This window comes from Pseudomonas sp. CFBP2511, assembly GCF_030209255.1.
Classification (GTDB): domain Bacteria; phylum Pseudomonadota; class Gammaproteobacteria; order Pseudomonadales; family Pseudomonadaceae; genus Aquipseudomonas; species Aquipseudomonas avellanae.
Genome location: NZ_JARVSI010000028.1, coordinates 141,740 through 157,613 on the forward strand (window position 1 = coordinate 141,740; position 15,874 = coordinate 157,613).

19 protein-coding genes and 2 pseudogenes are annotated in these 15,874 nt (G+C 59.3%); 12 read left to right on the plus strand and 9 right to left on the minus strand.

Going from position 1 to position 15,874, the window contains the following annotated elements:
- Nucleotides 1–6: 6 nt before the first annotated feature.
- Nucleotides 7–810: a hypothetical protein gene (locus tag QRN38_RS23385; protein ID WP_081025426.1), complete on the plus strand. Its 804-nt coding sequence runs from the start codon at nucleotides 7–9 to the stop codon at nucleotides 808–810.
- A gap of 79 nt (nucleotides 811–889) precedes the next feature.
- Here QRN38_RS23385 and prmB read toward each other — a convergent pair whose 3' ends face one another.
- Nucleotides 890–1,798 carry a 50S ribosomal protein L3 N(5)-glutamine methyltransferase gene (prmB, locus tag QRN38_RS23390; RefSeq protein WP_005616971.1) on the minus strand — a complete coding sequence of 303 codons (909 nt, stop codon included), beginning with the start codon at nucleotides 1,796–1,798 and terminating at the stop codon, nucleotides 890–892.
- A gap of 261 nt (nucleotides 1,799–2,059) precedes the next feature.
- On the opposite strand from prmB, the gene QRN38_RS23395 reads away from it, so the two are divergent.
- The 3 genes from QRN38_RS23395 to QRN38_RS23405 all read left to right on the plus strand — a co-directional run bounded on the left by QRN38_RS23395 (nucleotide 2,060) and on the right by QRN38_RS23405 (nucleotide 3,718).
- Nucleotides 2,060–2,650: a cysteine hydrolase family protein gene (locus QRN38_RS23395; protein ID WP_003378637.1), complete on the plus strand. Its 591-nt coding sequence runs from the start codon at nucleotides 2,060–2,062 to the stop codon at nucleotides 2,648–2,650.
- A 146-nt stretch (nucleotides 2,651–2,796) separates the two neighbouring features.
- Nucleotides 2,797–3,114 (plus strand): hypothetical protein, encoded by a 318-nt coding sequence (locus QRN38_RS23400; protein WP_003378639.1) that lies wholly within the window; start codon nucleotides 2,797–2,799, stop codon nucleotides 3,112–3,114.
- 46 nt (nucleotides 3,115–3,160) lie between these two features.
- Nucleotides 3,161–3,718 carry a Smr/MutS family protein gene (locus QRN38_RS23405; RefSeq protein ID WP_003378641.1) on the plus strand — a complete coding sequence of 186 codons (558 nt, stop codon included), beginning with the start codon at nucleotides 3,161–3,163 and terminating at the stop codon, nucleotides 3,716–3,718.
- A gap of 69 nt (nucleotides 3,719–3,787) precedes the next feature.
- On the opposite strand, the gene QRN38_RS23410 is transcribed toward QRN38_RS23405, so the two are convergent.
- Entirely contained in the window at nucleotides 3,788–3,937 is a 150-nt protein-coding gene (locus QRN38_RS23410) for a hypothetical protein (RefSeq protein ID WP_005766886.1), read from the minus strand.
- 263 nt (nucleotides 3,938–4,200) lie between these two features.
- Between QRN38_RS23410 and folE the strand changes: the two genes are divergently transcribed.
- Complete coding sequence (folE, locus tag QRN38_RS23415; RefSeq protein WP_005616969.1) at nucleotides 4,201–4,746, plus strand: GTP cyclohydrolase I FolE; 546 nt, start codon at nucleotides 4,201–4,203, stop codon at nucleotides 4,744–4,746.
- A 74-nt stretch (nucleotides 4,747–4,820) separates the two neighbouring features.
- Entirely contained in the window at nucleotides 4,821–5,198 is a 378-nt protein-coding gene (locus QRN38_RS23420) for a glutathione S-transferase N-terminal domain-containing protein (protein WP_081025425.1), read from the plus strand.
- A gap of 21 nt (nucleotides 5,199–5,219) precedes the next feature.
- Here the strand turns inward: QRN38_RS23420 and QRN38_RS23425 are convergent, their stop codons facing one another.
- The 3 genes and pseudogenes from QRN38_RS23425 to QRN38_RS23435 form a co-directional block, all read right to left on the minus strand.
- Nucleotides 5,220–5,606: a lysozyme inhibitor LprI family protein gene (locus tag QRN38_RS23425; protein ID WP_057418461.1), complete on the minus strand. Its 387-nt coding sequence runs from the start codon at nucleotides 5,604–5,606 to the stop codon at nucleotides 5,220–5,222.
- Between the two features lie 31 nt (nucleotides 5,607–5,637).
- The gene (locus tag QRN38_RS23430; protein WP_005766893.1) at nucleotides 5,638–6,240 is read right to left on the minus strand and encodes a glutathione S-transferase family protein; all 603 of its coding nucleotides are present in this window, start codon (nucleotides 6,238–6,240) and stop codon (nucleotides 5,638–5,640) included.
- 39 nt (nucleotides 6,241–6,279) lie between these two features.
- Nucleotides 6,280–6,437, minus strand: a pseudogene (locus tag QRN38_RS23435) (PLP-dependent aminotransferase family protein); the annotation flags it as partial.
- Between QRN38_RS23435 and QRN38_RS23440 the strand changes: the two are divergent.
- Nucleotides 6,433–6,780, plus strand: a pseudogene (locus tag QRN38_RS23440) (benzoate/H(+) symporter BenE family transporter); the annotation flags it as partial. The pseudogenes QRN38_RS23435 and QRN38_RS23440 sit on opposite strands and share 5 nt — an antisense overlap.
- A gap of 13 nt (nucleotides 6,781–6,793) precedes the next feature.
- Here the strand turns inward: QRN38_RS23440 and QRN38_RS23445 are convergent.
- The gene (locus QRN38_RS23445; protein ID WP_044390158.1) at nucleotides 6,794–7,738 is read right to left on the minus strand and encodes a S66 peptidase family protein; all 945 of its coding nucleotides are present in this window, start codon (nucleotides 7,736–7,738) and stop codon (nucleotides 6,794–6,796) included.
- Nucleotides 7,739–7,959: 221 nt separating this feature from the next.
- On the opposite strand from QRN38_RS23445, the gene QRN38_RS23450 reads away from it, so the two are divergent.
- On the plus strand, nucleotides 7,960–8,967 hold the full coding sequence (locus QRN38_RS23450) for an NADP-dependent oxidoreductase (RefSeq protein ID WP_057418460.1): 1,008 nt from the start codon (nucleotides 7,960–7,962) through the stop codon (nucleotides 8,965–8,967).
- 173 nt (nucleotides 8,968–9,140) lie between these two features.
- Here QRN38_RS23450 and pyrF read toward each other — a convergent pair whose 3' ends face one another.
- A complete protein-coding gene (gene pyrF, locus QRN38_RS23455) occupies nucleotides 9,141–9,839 on the minus strand; it encodes an orotidine-5'-phosphate decarboxylase (RefSeq protein WP_024667462.1) in 699 nt (232 codons plus the stop codon).
- A gap of 291 nt (nucleotides 9,840–10,130) precedes the next feature.
- Between pyrF and eat the strand changes: the two genes are divergently transcribed.
- Nucleotides 10,131–11,495: an ethanolamine permease gene (gene eat / locus QRN38_RS23460; protein ID WP_005766903.1), complete on the plus strand. Its 1,365-nt coding sequence runs from the start codon at nucleotides 10,131–10,133 to the stop codon at nucleotides 11,493–11,495.
- Between the two features lie 112 nt (nucleotides 11,496–11,607).
- Nucleotides 11,608–11,775, plus strand: a complete 168-nt coding sequence (locus tag QRN38_RS23465; protein WP_005766904.1) for a DUF2897 family protein — start codon at nucleotides 11,608–11,610, stop codon at nucleotides 11,773–11,775.
- Between the two features lie 61 nt (nucleotides 11,776–11,836).
- On the opposite strand, the gene QRN38_RS23470 is transcribed toward QRN38_RS23465, so the two are convergent.
- Nucleotides 11,837–12,664 carry a substrate-binding periplasmic protein gene (locus tag QRN38_RS23470; protein WP_044390156.1) on the minus strand — a complete coding sequence of 276 codons (828 nt, stop codon included), beginning with the start codon at nucleotides 12,662–12,664 and terminating at the stop codon, nucleotides 11,837–11,839.
- Between the two features lie 268 nt (nucleotides 12,665–12,932).
- Here QRN38_RS23470 and QRN38_RS23475 point away from each other — a divergent pair, with 268 nt between their 5' ends.
- Together QRN38_RS23475 and ppnP are read left to right on the plus strand one after the other, a co-directional pair.
- Nucleotides 12,933–13,475 carry a 3'-5' exonuclease gene (locus tag QRN38_RS23475; RefSeq protein ID WP_005766910.1) on the plus strand — a complete coding sequence of 181 codons (543 nt, stop codon included), beginning with the start codon at nucleotides 12,933–12,935 and terminating at the stop codon, nucleotides 13,473–13,475.
- Nucleotides 13,476–13,588: 113 nt separating this feature from the next.
- Complete coding sequence (gene ppnP / locus QRN38_RS23480; RefSeq protein WP_003378666.1) at nucleotides 13,589–13,870, plus strand: pyrimidine/purine nucleoside phosphorylase; 282 nt, start codon at nucleotides 13,589–13,591, stop codon at nucleotides 13,868–13,870.
- A 53-nt stretch (nucleotides 13,871–13,923) separates the two neighbouring features.
- On the opposite strand, the gene QRN38_RS23485 is transcribed toward ppnP, so the two are convergent.
- Nucleotides 13,924–15,693, minus strand: coding sequence for an ABC transporter transmembrane domain-containing protein (locus QRN38_RS23485; RefSeq protein ID WP_007244331.1), 1,770 nt, complete (start codon nucleotides 15,691–15,693; stop codon nucleotides 13,924–13,926).
- Nucleotides 15,694–15,874 lie beyond the last annotated feature (181 nt).

Here is a 15,874-nt window from a genome sequence, read left to right on the forward strand (position 1 = left end):
ACCCTAATGACTGACGCGAATCTCATGACTGAAACCATTACAGAACCCACCAGTGCAGAGGCTGACGCCCCGGCAACGCCGCAGCCGTGGGAAGACGTTCTGCCCGAAAACTTTCAGATGCTGCGTCTGTCACCACTGCCCACCGACCGCGCCACGGGTGGACGCCCTCTGCGCTTCGTGCAGTTCGGCCGTGCCGAGCGCCACAGCAAGGAAACAAGCCTGCTGCGCATCAACGTCCAGCTGCCCGGCCAGCGGGTCCGCAAGGAACAGAACAACCTGGACGTCTGGGCAGACCATGAAAAGCGCACCGTGCGGTTCGGCCCTGAGTCAGGCTTGCAGATCGAGCCGTGGAACCGCGGCATTGGCCGTTTCATGATCGCCCACGCCGTGCATTGGGCGCAGAAGAGATGGTCTTCCTACAAGATCGAAGGCGTGGCGCTGGCAAGCAAGGACGGTCTGAACGAGGACACTCGCCTGCGCCGCGATCATTTTCTGCGCAGCCTGGGTTTTGAAGTGGCTTACGCCGACGCGCAGCACATGAAAGGCAGCATCAAGGATGTGCATGTCGGCAACCTGCACAGCACCTGGAACAACGACAAGGTACAGATCATCGAGATTCTCGAAGCATCACAGATGCTGGAAAAAGCCGAGAAAAACATGATTGAGCAGGAAGTGACCATTCGCCAGCACGAAGACCGGGTCAGCAAGTACAAGCGTGAAGACACCGGCCTGCGCTTCACGATTGCCTGTCTGGTGACCTTCGCAGTGTTTCAGGCAGGACTGCTGATCTGGATCGCGACCCACCGTTAGGCTCTGTACGAAAAGTCGGCGAGCGAAGGTCAGGCAAGGCAAAAACCGGGGCTTTTACAGGCCCCGTATCCATCCAGCCTCACACCCGCGACTGAAACAGCGCCTGATGGTTGCGGCATTGTTCCTCAGTGAGCATGAACACGCCGTGACCGCCGCGCTTGAAGTCCAGCCAGGCGAAATCGACTTCCGGGTACAGCGCCTGCACGTGCACCTGGCTATTACCGACTTCGACGATCAGCAGCCCCTTCTCATTCAGGTGGTCAGCCGCCTGGGCAAGCATGCGACGCACCAAATTCAGACCGTCACTGCCACAGGCCAGCGCCAGTTCCGGCTCGTGCTGATACTCGTCCGGCATGTCGGCAAAGTCTTCGGCATCCACGTAGGGCGGGTTAGAGACGATCAGGTCGAAGCGCTGGCCCGGCAGACCGTCAAAGCCATCGCCCTGAACGGTGTAGACTCGATCATCCATGCCGTGGCGCTCGATATTCAGGCTTGCCACTTCCAGCGCATCGTAGGACAGGTCCGCCAGGGCGACTTCGGCGTCAGGGAATTCATCGGCGCAGGCGATGCCGATACAGCCGGAACCCGTGCACAGGTCCAGGATGCGTGCCGGCTCACTCGCCAGCCAAGGTGCGAAACGCTCTTCGATCAGCTCGGCAATCGGTGAGCGCGGGATCAGCACGCGGTCGTCGACAATGAACGACATACCACAGAACCAGGCCTCGCCCAGCAGATAGGGGGTTGGCACGCGGTCGTCGATGCGGCGTTTGATCAGGCGTTGCAGTTCGGATATCTCGTCGACTTCCAGACGGCAGTCAAGGTAGCTGTCAGCGATTTCCCAAGGCAGGTGCAGTGCGCCCAGCACCAGTTGCCGTGCTTCGTCCCACGCATTGTCAGTGCCATGACCAAAAAACACGTCTTCCTCGTGAAAGCGGCTGACGGCCCAACGTATATGGTCGCGCACGGTACGCAAACGGGAAGTGATCATGAACAACTCCTTGAAAAGGCGACGAGCTGCTGTGAGGCCAGCTACGGTGAAAAGCCTGGTGACGAACAACGCTGCCTGTTCGTACCCGATAAGCCTGGAAGTTTCCACGATTCGCGCACAGCCATCAAGGCAAACCGCCAGCTACCGAGCCCGTCACCTGCCCTGCAGACCATAAAAACCGGGGCCTGTGATGGTAGCCATTCCCAGAACGCCTCAGCCAGAGGACAATGTCGCAAAAGCCCCACACCAAGGAGCCCGTGAATGTCCGATTTAAAGACCATGTTCCAACTCAGCGGCCGGGTGCATGCGCCCGCCAACCTGAGCAACGCGACGCTGATTATCATCGACGCCCAGAAAGAATACCTCAGCGGCCCGCTGGCCCTGACCGGCGTCGACGAAGCGCTGGCCAACATCGGCCAACTGGTCGCCAAGGCACGCGCGGTCAAATGCCCGATTGTTCACGTCCGCCACCTGGGCACCGTGGGCGGCCTGTTCGATCCACAAGGCGAACGCGGGCAACTGGTCCCGGAACTGCTGCCGCAAGGCGACGAACATCTGGTCGAGAAACGCCTGCCCAACGCCTTTAACGGCACAGGCCTGCACGAACTGCTGCAAAGCCTCGGGCATCTGGATCTGGTCGTGTGCGGGTTCATGAGCCATTCGAGCATCAGCACCACGGTTCGCGCGACCAAGGACTACGGTTATCGCTGCACACTGGTCGACGATGCCTGCGCAACCCGCGACCTGCCGAGCCCGCACGGGGTTGTCAGCGCGCAGGTGGTGCACAGAACCGAAATGGCGATCATGGCCGACAACTTCGCCACACTTGCGCTGACCAAAGACCTGATCTGACGCCGCCATCCGAGGGGTTATGTGGCCGCGCTCACCTGACCGCCCATCCCTTGGTGCCACGGTTTATACCGGGGACGGGAACCACCTTCCTTTCTTCAAGTCAGAGCGCCGACACCCATTGAGCCGACACCTGCTGAGGAAAAGGCATGAAAACATCAGATGGTTTCGATGCACGTCGCCTGCGCCCCAAGGGCCAGGGCAACTGGCCTAAACGCATCGGCATACTGATCGCGCTGCTGCTGGCAGTGTCGGGTGCATTACTGACGGTCGCTGGCGTTTCCAGCCTGGTCGGTCATCCACAGATGCTCGGCGAGCTGAACGCAAGCCCCGGCGGCGCTGCGTTTGTTGCCGTCAGCGGATTGCTGGTGTTTTACCTGGGCGTCTGGCTATGGCGTCGTTGCCGCCGTCAGCGCAGCGCCAGCGGCTTGAGCATCTCTGCCCATCTGATGAAAAAACACAACTGACCCGCTCACTTGAGCGGTTAGACTAGCCTCCTTCGCGGAGGCCCTCATGCAAGACGACGATTTTTCCCTGTTCAGAAGCGAGACGCGCGGCGTAAAGCCGCTCAAGCATGAACACGCCGATGTCGGCAAACCCAAAGCTGATCGAAAAATGCTGGCGCGCCTGCGCCAGTCGGCAACCGTGCGTACCGATTCGGTCATCGTCGACGGTCTTTCGGATCAGTTCGTGATCGATGTCGGCCCGGAAGATGTCCTGAGCTGGTCGCGTGACGGCGTGCAGGAAGGCCAGATGCGCAAGCTCAAGCTCGGCCAGATCAGCTTCGAGGGCGGCCTGGACCTGCACGGCATGACCGTGGAAGTCGCTCGCGAAACGTTATGGGAGTTTCTCGCCGAAGCCACCCGGCTGGAAATACGCTGCGTGCGTGTGACACACGGCAAGGCGGTGCGCCTGGACGGCAAACGTCCGATGATCAAGAGCCACGTCAACACCTGGCTGCGTCAGCATCCGCAGGTGTTGGGCTTTTGCTCGTGCCTGGCCAAACATGGCGGCGCGGGCGCGGTTTATGTGGTGCTCAAACGCACCATGATGGAAGGACGCGACGAGTAACCCCCGGTCGCGTCTTCACAACGCCTGCGCAGCACGGGCAGCATGCAGTTGCCCGCCCCTGCCATTGAGTTAGCGCTCGCCGCCACCCGGACCAAAACCCGGGCCGCCACCGCCGCCACCTTGGTGATGCCCACCGCCGCCACCACCTGGGCCGCCCCCACCCGGACCGGGCCAGAACGGCCAGCAGCCGGAAACCGACGACAGTACGATGGCGAACATCGCTATTCTTGCTACTCGACTCAACATCCGGATTCACTCTCTCGACAGGCAATTGATTAATGACCTGCCACTCAGACAGCGCGGCGTCGAGGAAGTGGGTAGCGATCTGGTCGCCAACCTGTAAGCGGCGCGATACAAAGCGCATCCTGCCCGGTTGATTTGCAGCACTGCCGTGCACCCGCCCCAGTGCGTAAGTTACTATGTGCGTCTCGGCGAAGGGCTCACCCTCGCACCTATCGAAACCCACACGGAAACACAGTCCTGTGACACTGGAACAGAATTACACCGCCATACTCGGGCAACTGGGCGAGGACGTCTCGCGTGAAGGTTTGCTGGACACCCCCAAGCGCGCGGCCAAGGCCATGCAATACCTGTGTCGCGGTTATGCGCAGACGCTTGAAGAAGTCACCAACGGTGCGCTGTTCAGTTCCGATGCCAGTGAAATGGTGATGGTCAAGGACATTGAGCTGTATTCGCTGTGCGAGCACCATCTGTTGCCGTTTATTGGCAAGGCCCACGTGGCCTACATTCCGAATGGCAAGGTGCTGGGTCTGTCGAAGGTCGCGCGGATCGTCGATATGTATGCCCGTCGCCTGCAGATTCAGGAAAACCTCAGCCGGCAGATCGCTGAAGCCATTCAGCAGGTTACCGGTGCTCAGGGCGTTGCGGTGGTGATTGAAGCCAAGCACATGTGCATGATGATGCGCGGCGTCGAGAAGCAGAATTCGGCCATGATCACCTCGGTGATGCTCGGCGAATTCCGTGAAAACGCCGCCACGCGCAGCGAGTTTCTCAGCCTGATCAAGTGACCCGTCCAGCCTGCGTTCGCGTGCTCTGACGCACGCTGAGCGCCCGGCTGGTCTTCTCCCTGCACGCAAGAGGTATGACCGTGTTCATGAAAGCGTTAAGAGTCGGCCTTGGCCAACTCGTTATCGGCATCGACTTTTTGACCCGCCCGAGCAAGAAAAAGCGTGATCCCAAGGCTCAGGCCGCTGTTGTTGAAGCGGCTCGGAACCTGACGCTTTATCAATTTCATGCCTGCCCGTTCTGCGTAAAGACCCGACGCACCCTGCATCGCCTCAACGTTCCTGTCGCACTGCGCGATGCGAAGAACAATGAGCTTGATCGCCAGACGCTGTTCAACGAAGGCGGCAAGATCAAAGTGCCTTGCCTGCGCATCGAAGAAGGCGGAAAAACGGTCTGGATGTACGAGTCCAAAGTGATCATCGATTACCTGGACCAACGCTTCGGCGCGATCTGAACACAGCGTGCCCGCCCTCCTTCAGCGCGGGCAACCTTCATCGCGGCAGGCCACATAGCTTTTCAGTTGCTTGAGCCGCACACTGGTTTGCTCGGCCAGGCATTGCGACTGCACCAAAGGCCAGATCGAGCCTGAATCCTCAGTCTTGCCCGCCTGATACAGACAATCGGCATCACGCAGGGCTATCCACTTCTGCTGCGCGTCTTTGAGCGCCTGCTTTTTTGCCGGCGTCTGGAGCCAGGCCATCTGCGCCTTGTATTGCTTGTTAAGGTCGGCATCCAGCGCTGCCAGTTTGTTGGCCGCACACGTGTTCATGCTCGCCTGATTGGCGTCGCAATTCTCGGCCTGCGCCGAACAGCCGATACCCAGCGCGATGAACGCAGCCAGAAGGGTCATTGAAATACGCATAAATGTCCTTGGTGCCCGTTTTCAGTGGGAGTCAGTCCAGCATGCCGATATAGCCCGGTTCAGCCTCGACCCGCTTCAACCAGCGGCGAATGCCCGTGTAGGGTTCAAGGTCAAAACCACCCTGATGCGCTACGTGGGTGTAGGCATACAAGGCGATGTCGGCGATGGAGAAATTGTCACCGACCAGAAACGGTGTGCGATGAAGCTGCTGCTCCATGACCGCCAGCGCTCGATAGCCGGACTTCTGCATGGCGCGATATTCGACCATGCGTTCGGCAGGCAAGCCCAGGTAGAACTGTATGAAACGCGCGACGGCCACTGACGGTTCGTGGCTGTATTGCTCGAAGAACTGCCATTGCAGCACTTGAGTCCGTAAACGTGGCTCGCTTGGCAAGTACCTGGAACCATCGGCGAGAAAATTGAGAATCGCGTTGGACTCCCACAGGCAGGTGCCGTCGTCCAGCTCCAGGACCGGAATCTTGCCGTTGGGGTTTTTTTCCAGAAACGCCGGGGTCTGGGTTTCGCCGTTGAGAATATTGACCGGCACCCACTCGTACTCGCTGCCCAGCAGGTTAAGCATCAGCTTGACCTTGTAGCAGTTGCCCGAGTTGTAATCGCCATAAACCTTGTACATCGCCCTGCTCCCTTGATATGCCCGTGACACCGAATCGGATCAAGCCGCTTGCAGATTCTGTGCTGTACGGACCACGGATGCCAGTCGTTTTATGCCTTCATCCAGGCGCGCCGGGTCGATGTGGCTGAAGTTCAGCCGCAAATGCCCGTGATTGGCGTCCGGGTCGGAAAAAACGGCTCGCCCGGCATGAAGGCCATCTGCACCAGCCCGCAGGCTCACGAAGACAAGGAAAAGCGCTACACAGCCGCGATCTGGTGCGGGATTTTCTATGCTGTTGCCGGGATTTTCGGCGCGACGCTGGCAGGCCTGTTCAGCGCATTCCCCAAGGAACTGATGCTCTCGATTGCCGCACTGGCGCTGCTCGGTTCGATCACCAATGGTCTGACCGTAGCCATGGCCGAGCCCCGGCAGCGCGAGCCTGCCCTGATTACCTTTATGGTGACCGCGTCCGGGTTGACGCTGTTTTCCATCGGCTCGGCGTTCTGGGGCATTGTGGCCGGCTTGCTGACCCTGCTGATTCTGAATGCGCGCAAGGCTTGACCAAGCCGCTGTATCAGCTACGCGCGGCGGCGGATACCAGCAGCGTGCCGGCATCGGCATCAAGAATCGCCTGCGTGCCCAGTGGCACAGCCTGATTGAGATCGCCATGACCGACCGGCAGCCCACCAAGAACCGGAATGCCAAGCCCGCCGAGCCGTTCCATCAGCACATGGGCCGGGCTGATGGAGCCACCGGTGTTGGCTGCGGGGGTGAACTCGCCCACCGCGATACCTGCCAACTGCTTGAGAATGCCGCAGTTACCTAGATGGGTGAGCATGCGGTCGACCCGATAAGCGGGCTCGTTGACCTCTTCTATCAGCAGGATCGCCCCGCTCAGGTCCGGCATGAACGGCGTGCCGACAGAGGTGTCGAGAATGCACAGATTGCCGCCCAGCAGCAGGCCCCGAGCACTGCCGGCGGTTCTGACCCTGGCCGTTGGTGACGCAGGATCGGCCTTGAGCAGTACCGGCTCGCTGCTCATCAGCACATGTCGCATGCCACTGACGAACAGCCCACCGCGCTCCAACTGGGCAGCGACCGGCCCGTGAATGCTCGCCAGACGCGCATGGTTCCACAGCGCACCGTGCAACGCGGTGATGTCGGAAAAGCCGGTCACCAGTTTGGGGTCGCGCCGCACTGCGTCCATGTCAACCTGCTGAACAATCCGCTGCATGCCGTAACCACCGCGGTTGCAGATGACCGCACGGATTTCCGGATCGGCCAGCGCGGCGTTGAGGTCGGCAAGCCGCTCTTCGTCGGTGCCCGAATAGAACGAGTATTTGCCCAGTGCATGCGGATAGACACGCGGTCGCAATCCCCACCCCTTGAGCACTTCGACCGCCGCCTCAAGCTTCGCCGGGTCCACCGGGCCTGCCGGGGAAACCAGCGCCACAGCGTCGCCAGCTCGCAGAACTTGAGGGTGACGGGTGTTTGGAAAGGTCGAGGTCATTACGGTCATCCGGGCATTCATCAAGCAGGCAATGTAGATCAGCAGGTCGGGTGACTCAAGCCGCATTGGCAGTCGGCATGTGTCATCTGCAGATCAATATGAACGTCATAGCCACTGAGCACTCCTATCAACCACATGGATCAAACGGCATTCGCTGGATGATCCGTTCTTGCCTGAACACCGCTCCGAGGCTTGAATCCACCCATAAACCACTGTTACGAGGCCCCGCCATGACTGATTTATCCAACCGCCAGTTCCTGCTCGCCAAGCGTCCTTCGGGCGCTGTACGCCGTGATGACTTCACCTATCAGCAAGTGCCTGTCACCCCATTGGCAGACGGGCAGATTCTGGTCAGAAACAAATTCCTGTCGCTTGATCCGGCAATGCGGGGCTGGATGAATGACGGCAAGTCCTATATTCCGGCGGTGCAACTGGGCGAGGTGATGCGCGCGCTGGGTGTGGGCGAAGTGCTTGAATCGAAGAACCCGAAATTTGCCGCAGGCGATCACGTCCAGGGTGCGCTTGGCACTCAGGATTACTTTGCAGGCGAGCCGAAGGGTTTCTATAAGGTCGATACCAGCCTTGCACCGTTGCCGCTGTACCTGTCGGCACTGGGCATGACCGGCATGACCGCCTACCTGGCGCTGCTGGATGTCGGTCAGCCGAAAAGCGGTGACACCGTATTGATTTCCGGCGCAGCAGGCGCGGTCGGCAGCATTGCCGGGCAGATTGCCAAGCTCAAGGGCTGCCGAGTGGTCGGCATCGCCGGCGGCAAGGACAAATGCAGCCTGCTGACCAGCGAGCTGGGGTTCGATGCGGCCATCGATTACAAGTCCGAAGATGTCATGGACGCGATCAAGCGTCATTGCCCGGACGGCGTGAACGTGTACTTCGATAACGTCGGCGGCGATATTCTCGATGCAGCACTTAGCCAGTTGGCAGTCGGTGCGCGCGTGGTGATTTGCGGTGCCATCAGCCAGTACAACAACACCACAGCCATCAAAGGCCCGGCCAATTACATGTCATTGCTGGTCAACCGCGCTCGCATGGAGGGCTTCATTGTGCTGGACCACGCCGACCGCTTTGCCGAAGCAGGTCAGGTCATGGCCGGCTGGATCAAGGAAGGCAAGCTCAAGAGCAAGGAGCATATCGTAGAAGGCCTGGAGACATTCCCGGAGACCTTCCAGATGCTGTTCAATGGTGAAAACCAGGGCAAGCTGATATTGAAAGTTGAATAAAGCTGGCGTTCGGTGCTCGCTCCAGTGGAAGTGACCGGGGCGGCGATCCGCGTTGCTCACAAAGAGGCCTGTGCGGTCGCTGAATCCCCCGCTGATCTGTTAATCCGCTTTCGCTAGCAAGCGAAGCGTCGCCCGGCTCGCTCCCGCAGGGATAGACCCCGGCGCCCTTTTGATCAGGCCAGTTCGGCAACCACTGCGGCCAGTGCCTTGGCCGGGTCCGCTGCCTGGCTGATCGGGCGGCCAATCACGAGGTAGTCTGAACCCGCGTCCAATGCCTGGCGCGGGGTCAGGATGCGACGTTGATCGTCCTGTGCGCTGCCCGCCGGGCGAATGCCTGGGGTGACCAGCTGCAGTGACGGGTGAGCAGCTTTAAGGGCCTGGGCTTCCAGCGCCGAACAGACCAGGCCATCCATACCGGCTTTTTCAGCCAGCGCTGCCAGGCGCAGCACCTGTACTTGCGGATCAATATCCAGGCCGATACCGGCAAGGTCTTCACGCTCCATACTGGTGAGTACGGTCACGCCGATCAGCAAAGGCTGAGGACCGGTGCGCTGCTCCAGCACTTCCCGGCACGCTGCCATCATGCGCAGCCCGCCCGAGCAATGCACGTTGACCATCCACACGCCCATCTCGGCAGCGGCCTTGACCGCCATCGCCGTGGTGTTGGGAATGTCATGAAATTTGAGATCCAGAAACACATCGAAGCCCTTGCCGCGAAGGGCCTCGACGATGTCCGACGCACAGCTGGTGAACAGCTCCTTGCCAACCTTGACCCGGCACAGCTTGGGGTCGAGCTGATCAGCCAGGCGCATGGCGGCTTCGCGGGTCGGGAAATCCAGGGCGACGATGACAGGAGTCTGGCAGGCGGACATGAGCGTGGTCTCAGGTAAGTCGAAATCGGCGCGCATTGTAGCTGAACCAGCCCACAGGCGGGACCCATAGATCGACATTTGGCTGATGGGCGTCGCAAAAAGTCACGAATCGCTGCACCCGCGCAGTACGCCGCCGAGCTAGCCTGCACCAAACCTGCACAACACGATGACCTCGTTCGCCGCAGCGTTCTGTAAACGACCTGTTTTGAGGCAACACGACGGCGATCCGTGCACTGGCACGGCGTCTGCAACAGGATGTTTCATCGATTATCTAATCTCAGGGAGATAACAATGAGCACGCAACTCAAGCCTACGCTAGGCACGATACATCTATGGGGGATTGCCGTCGGGCTGGTGATCTCCGGCGAATACTTCGGCTGGAGTTACGGCTGGGGGGCAGCCGGGACCCTGGGCTTTTTGGTAACGGCCCTGATGGTTGCAACCATGTACACCTGTTTCATATTCAGTTTTACCGAACTGACCACCGCCATTCCTCACGCAGGCGGGCCGTTTGCCTACAGCCGCCGCGCCTTCGGAGAAAAAGGCGGGTTGATCGCCGGCATGGCGACCCTGATCGAATTCGTCTTTGCGCCACCGGCTATCGCCATGGCCATTGGTGCCTATCTCAACGTTCAGTACCCGGGCCTTGACCCCAAACACGCGGCGGTCGGTGCCTATATCGTGTTCATGGCGCTCAATATCGTAGGCGTGAAACTGGCTGCAACCTTTGAACTGGTGGTGTGCATCCTCGCAGTCGCCGAGTTGCTGGTGTTCATGGGCGTGGTCGCGCCAGCCTTCAGCTTCAGCAATTTTGCCCTCAATGGCTGGGCGGGCTCGCAGACTTTCGGGCCGCAAGCCATCGCCGGCATGTTCGCCGCCATCCCGTTTGCCATCTGGTTTTTCCTGGCCATCGAAGGCGCGGCAATGGCTGCCGAAGAAGCCAAGGACCCGAAACGTACCATCCCCAAAGCCTACATCAGCGGCATTCTGACTTTGGTGTTTCTGGCCATCGGCGTCATGCTGTTTGCCGGCGGGGTCGGTGACTGGCGCACCTTGGCCAACATCAACGACCCGCTGCCACAGGCCATGAAGGCGGTAGTCGGTGACAACTCCGGCTGGCTGCACATGCTGGTGTGGATTGGCCTGTTCGGCCTGGTAGCCAGCTTCCACGGCATCATCATGGGTTACTCGCGGCAGTTCTTCGCCCTGGCCCGCGCCGGTTACCTGCCTTCGTCACTGGCCAGACTGTCACGCTTTCAGACCCCGCACCGGGCAATCATCGCGGGCGGCCTTATCGGTATCGCCGCCATCTACAGTGACGGCCTGATCAATCTGAGCGGCATGACGCTGACCGCTGCAATGATCACCATGGCGGTGTTCGGGGCCATCGTCATGTACATCATGAGCATGCTCAGCCTGTTCAAACTGCGCAAGACCGAACCGAATCTGGAACGCAGCTTCCGTGCGCCTGGCTACCCTGTGGTGCCTGGCATTGCGCTGGCGCTGGCAGTAGTGTGCCTGGTGGCAATGGCCTGGTTCAACATGCTGATCGGCGTGATTTTTCTGGGTCTGATGGCCATCGGGTTCATCTATTTCAGTCTGACGGCCAAATCGCGCGCCGATGCACCGGCCGATTCGATGCTTACCGGCCAGTAACGTAAACAGAATTGCGTGCAAACAGGTTTGCACGCAATTCATTGCGGGCGCTTACACTTGAACCATTGAGCAATCCCGTTGCTCAAACCGGTATCACAACAAGGAGAGCGCTATGCCCTGGTATGCCTGGTTAATTCTGCTCGTAGCCATTGGCTCGATCGTCGGCGGCCTGATGATGCTGCGCGATACCGCCAAGAAACTGCCCCTCACCGAAGAACAGCTCAAACGCGTCCATGAGCGCAATGCGCAAATGGATGCAAAGGACGCCAAGGACCGCTGAACCTTCCGAGGCTGCTGAAGCTGCACAGGATGGCAGGATCAAACCTGCCTCCCCTCCTCGCTTATTTCCCCGACGCCGCCGCGCTGACCGGCATGACCTTTATGTGCAGCGGCTGAAAGATCGCCGCCAGTTCGCCGTCCGCGCGTAACTTTTCCATCAACCTCACAAAGTGCGGCACATCAATGCTGCCGTTCGGGCGCAGCAGCGCGTATTGACGATAGATCTGATCGACACGTTCGGAGACCATCAATTGCGCGGCCTCATCTTTGTTATGTGCCATGAAATCAATCAGATAGGAACGGGTAACGGGGGCGATATCCGCACGCCCGCGCACCACCATCAGCAGGTTGCTGTCGTGGGAATACGTCGAGGTAACATTGAAGTGCTCACTCAGGTACTTCTGATCGGTATTGAAGTTGGCAAAGCCGTAATGATAGCCACTGAAAAGCGCCAGACGCTTGTCGGACAAATCGTCGAAGTAATTCTGTTCTCGCCCCTCGACCCGCCGTGCCACATAGACTTCGGCATCTTCAAGGCCCATGTCGACCGTCTGGTGTGGAATGTCTTTCCAGCCCCAGTCAGGGTTTTCGAAAATCGCGACGTCGAAACGACCTTCCGAGAAGTCACGAAAGCGCCGGGGCACCGAGGTCGGAACCATCACGAACTGATAGTCACTCTGTTCGGCATTCAGGGCATCGACCAGCCTGGGCAACAGACCAGTGTCCTCACCCTTTTCAGGGCGCACCATGTAAGGGGGAAAATGCACCGCGGCAACGCGTACGACCTGCGCAGCAAAGACGTGCGGCGTCATAATCAGCGCAACGAACAGCGTCATTCCCGTTACGGCCGTGTTCACGACATTATCAATTACCACTGCAAGTCTTTTCATAAAACACGGCATTAATCAAAGCCCCCCACGCTATGCGGTTTCCTTGATTTAAACAACTGTCAAATCAACGACGCCAGCGTAGCGCATACCGCTCGACGCTTTGAACAGATGACCGAACACGACGATCTCACTGGAGGCACCAATGCAATAACACGCGGTCACTGTATGGGCGGTGTGAAACACGCTGCTGCCCGCACGCCGCCAGGCACGAGCGTAACGCATTAATGTGGCTACGCTGAAGCCATTGACTATCGAAGGGAGCTTGATGATGCCGCATTGGCTGGTGATTGATCTGGAGGCGACCACCGAAGAAGGTGGCTGGCCGGTCGCAGAAATGGAAGTCATCGAGATAGGTGCGACGCTGGTCAATCAGGATGGGCGCGAGCTGGACCATTTCGAACGCTTCGTACGCCCCGCACGCAGGCCGCTGTTGACTCATTTTTGCAAGGAGCTGACCCATATCAGCCAGAGCAACATCGACAGCGCTGCGCCGCTGACCACCGTGTGGCCGCAGTTCGAGCGCTGGCTGAGCCATCATCGCGCCCGAGTGGTGGGCTGGGCCAGTTGGGGGGATTATGATCGTCAGCAACTGGAAGAAGAATGGCGCCGTCATCAACTTGGAAGTGCGTTGTCCAGCATGCCGCATGTCAATCTCAAACAACGTTTCGCACAAGCCCGTCAGTTGCAAAAACCGGTGGGGCTGAACAGTGCGTTGCAGCTGGCGGGTATGCAGTTCAGCGGGCAACAGCACAGGGCGCTGGTAGATGCGCGTAATACCGCCAGGCTTTTGCCGCTGATTCTGCCCAACTGAATGTTGCAGCACCTGAACACTTATTCACTGTCGAGCTGCAATGGACGTGACGAGTTTTAACCTGTTGGGCATACTGGCAAACCTTTTTCAGCCCTTTCATCAAGGAACCGCCCATGTTCAAGGTCAACGAGTACTTCGACGGCACCGTCAAATCCATCGCCTTCAGTCAGGCCGAAGGTCAGGCAACTATTGGTGTAATGGCAGCGGGCGAATATGAGTTCGGCACTGCACAGCGGGAAATCATGCATGTGATCTCTGGCGAATTGAACGTCAAACTCCCGGACAGCACCGACTGGGAAACTTTCTCCACCGGCAGCCAGTTCAATGTACCTGCCAACAGCAAGTTTCAGCTCAAAGTCAGCGTCGATACCGCGTACCTGTGCGAGTACCGCTGAACCTGAACGAGTGGGAGGCTTGACCTCCCACTGCTGCCCTCGCCTTCCCGCCGTTATTCGACACCGGCATTGAACTGCAACGCCGCCAGCCGTGCATACAGCGGGTTGCTGGCAATCAGTTGCTGATGAGTGCCTACCGCCACCAGTTGCCCTTGATCCATCACCGCGATGCGGTCAGCATTCTGCACCGTCGCCAGACGGTGAGCGATGACCAGCGTGGTACGGCCTTTCATCAAGCTGGGCAAGGCTTGTTGAATCAGGTGTTCGCTTTGCGCATCCAGCGCGCTGGTCGCCTCGTCCAGCAGTAAAATCGGCGCATCGACCAGCAAGGCACGAGCAATCGCCAGACGCTGGCGCTGCCCACCCGACAACCCCAGCCCGCCCTCGCCCAGATGAGTGCGGTAACCGTCAGCCATTTCCAGAATGAACTCGTGTGCATGGGCGATACGTGCCGCTGCCTGCACCTGTTCGAAGCTTGCGTTGACGTTGCCGTAACGAATGTTGTCCTCGACGCTGCCAAAAAACAAACCAGGCGTTTGCGACACCAGCGCAAAGCAGCGACGCAGGTCATGGGGATCGAGCTGCACGGCCGGCACGCCCTCGATCAGAATGCGCCCACAGCCTGGGTCGTAAAAACGCAGCAGCAGGTCGAAGATCGTTGACTTGCCCGCGCCGGACGGCCCTACCAAAGCCAGGGTTTCGCCGGGCTCTACGGTCAGGGTCAGGTCATCGACCGCATTACGCTCGGGGCGCGACGGATAGGCGAAACTGACGCCCTCCAGTGCAAGCCCGCCGCTGATACGTTGCGGCAGGGTCTGCAGACCGGTGGTTGGCGCGCTGATCTCGCTGCGCGCCTGCAGCAACTCGCCGATCCTCTCGGCCGCACCGGCGGCGCGCTGCAGCTCGCCGATCACCTCGCTCAACGTGCCGAACGCCATACCGACCACCAGCGCGTAAAACACGAAGGCCGCCAGTTCACCACTGGAAATGCGGCCGCTGATCACATCCATGCCGCCCACCCACAACATCACCGCCACCGCCCCCAGCACCAGAACGATAACCAGCGTGATCAGCCAGGAGCGTTGCAGGATTCGCTTGCGCGCGGTATCGAACGCCTGTTCGACGGTGTGGGCAAAACGCTGTTTGTCCTGTTGCTGATGGTTATAGGCTTGCACCGTCTTGATCTGCCCCAGCGCCTCGGCCACATAGCTGCCGACATTGGCGACGCGGTCCTGGCTCTCGCGCGACAGAGTGCGCACTCGCCGACCGAACATGAGAATCGGCGCGATGATCAACGGCAAGGCCACCACCACGATGCTGGTGAGCTTGGGGTTGGTGATGAACAGCAGTACGATCCCGCCGACGACCATCAAAGCATTGCGCAGGAACATCGACAGCGACGAGCCGATGACCGACTGCAACAGCGTGGTGTCGGCGGTCAGGCGCGACTGGATTTCCGAACTACGGTTGTTTTCATAAAACCCCGGATGCAGTTCGATCAAGTGGTCAAAGACCTTCTTGCGCAGATCCGCCACCACACGCTCGCCGATCCACGACACCAGATAAAAGCGACTGAAAGTGCCTATGGCCAGGCCCACCGTCAGCAGCATGAAGAACCCGATCGAGCGTTCGAGCAATTGCGGCGAACGGGTCATGAAACCCTGATCGATCATCAACTTGATGCCCTGCCCGATCGACAGCGTGATGCCCGCAGTAACGACCAGTGCCAACAATGCGCCAAGCGCCTGCCAGCGGTAAGGTGCGATAAAACTTGCGGCCAGACGAATCGCCTGACGTTGACGCCTGGAAACCAGTGAAATCATGAAAAATGAACCTGCCTGTGTGCCTGAGCTTTCTGAACCGCAAAGCCTACACCTGTCACGCCGGGCGTGCTGCGCATCATTGCAAGTGAACTTGCGCCGCGTTTGAAAGGTCAGGTTATGTCTGCTTGACAGAGAACGCTATAAGAGATCGATCTAAGCGCCTGCTGGCAGATTTACATCA

What these genes read in the sequence shown, in the direction of transcription:
- QRN38_RS23385 (WP_081025426.1), top strand. Translation starts at nt 7, where the DNA reads ATGACTGACGCGAATCTCATGACTGAAACCATTACAGAACCCACCAGT.
- prmB (WP_005616971.1), bottom strand. Translation starts at nt 1,798, where the DNA reads ATGATCACTTCCCGTTTGCGTACCGTGCGCGACCATATACGTTGGGCC.
- QRN38_RS23395 (WP_003378637.1), top strand. Translation starts at nt 2,060, where the DNA reads ATGTCCGATTTAAAGACCATGTTCCAACTCAGCGGCCGGGTGCATGCG.
- QRN38_RS23400 (WP_003378639.1), top strand. Translation starts at nt 2,797, where the DNA reads ATGAAAACATCAGATGGTTTCGATGCACGTCGCCTGCGCCCCAAGGGC.
- QRN38_RS23405 (WP_003378641.1), top strand. Translation starts at nt 3,161, where the DNA reads ATGCAAGACGACGATTTTTCCCTGTTCAGAAGCGAGACGCGCGGCGTA.
- QRN38_RS23410 (WP_005766886.1), bottom strand. Translation starts at nt 3,937, where the DNA reads ATGTTCGCCATCGTACTGTCGTCGGTTTCCGGCTGCTGGCCGTTCTGG.
- QRN38_RS23420 (WP_081025425.1), top strand. Translation starts at nt 4,821, where the DNA reads ATGACCGTGTTCATGAAAGCGTTAAGAGTCGGCCTTGGCCAACTCGTT.
- QRN38_RS23425 (WP_057418461.1), bottom strand. Translation starts at nt 5,606, where the DNA reads ATGCGTATTTCAATGACCCTTCTGGCTGCGTTCATCGCGCTGGGTATC.
- QRN38_RS23430 (WP_005766893.1), bottom strand. Translation starts at nt 6,240, where the DNA reads ATGTACAAGGTTTATGGCGATTACAACTCGGGCAACTGCTACAAGGTC.
- QRN38_RS23445 (WP_044390158.1), bottom strand. Translation starts at nt 7,738, where the DNA reads ATGACCGTAATGACCTCGACCTTTCCAAACACCCGTCACCCTCAAGTT.
- QRN38_RS23450 (WP_057418460.1), top strand. Translation starts at nt 7,960, where the DNA reads ATGACTGATTTATCCAACCGCCAGTTCCTGCTCGCCAAGCGTCCTTCG.
- pyrF (WP_024667462.1), bottom strand. Translation starts at nt 9,839, where the DNA reads ATGTCCGCCTGCCAGACTCCTGTCATCGTCGCCCTGGATTTCCCGACC.
- eat (WP_005766903.1), top strand. Translation starts at nt 10,131, where the DNA reads ATGAGCACGCAACTCAAGCCTACGCTAGGCACGATACATCTATGGGGG.
- QRN38_RS23465 (WP_005766904.1), top strand. Translation starts at nt 11,608, where the DNA reads ATGCCCTGGTATGCCTGGTTAATTCTGCTCGTAGCCATTGGCTCGATC.
- QRN38_RS23470 (WP_044390156.1), bottom strand. Translation starts at nt 12,664, where the DNA reads ATGAAAAGACTTGCAGTGGTAATTGATAATGTCGTGAACACGGCCGTA.
- QRN38_RS23475 (WP_005766910.1), top strand. Translation starts at nt 12,933, where the DNA reads ATGCCGCATTGGCTGGTGATTGATCTGGAGGCGACCACCGAAGAAGGT.
- ppnP (WP_003378666.1), top strand. Translation starts at nt 13,589, where the DNA reads ATGTTCAAGGTCAACGAGTACTTCGACGGCACCGTCAAATCCATCGCC.
- QRN38_RS23485 (WP_007244331.1), bottom strand. Translation starts at nt 15,693, where the DNA reads ATGATTTCACTGGTTTCCAGGCGTCAACGTCAGGCGATTCGTCTGGCC.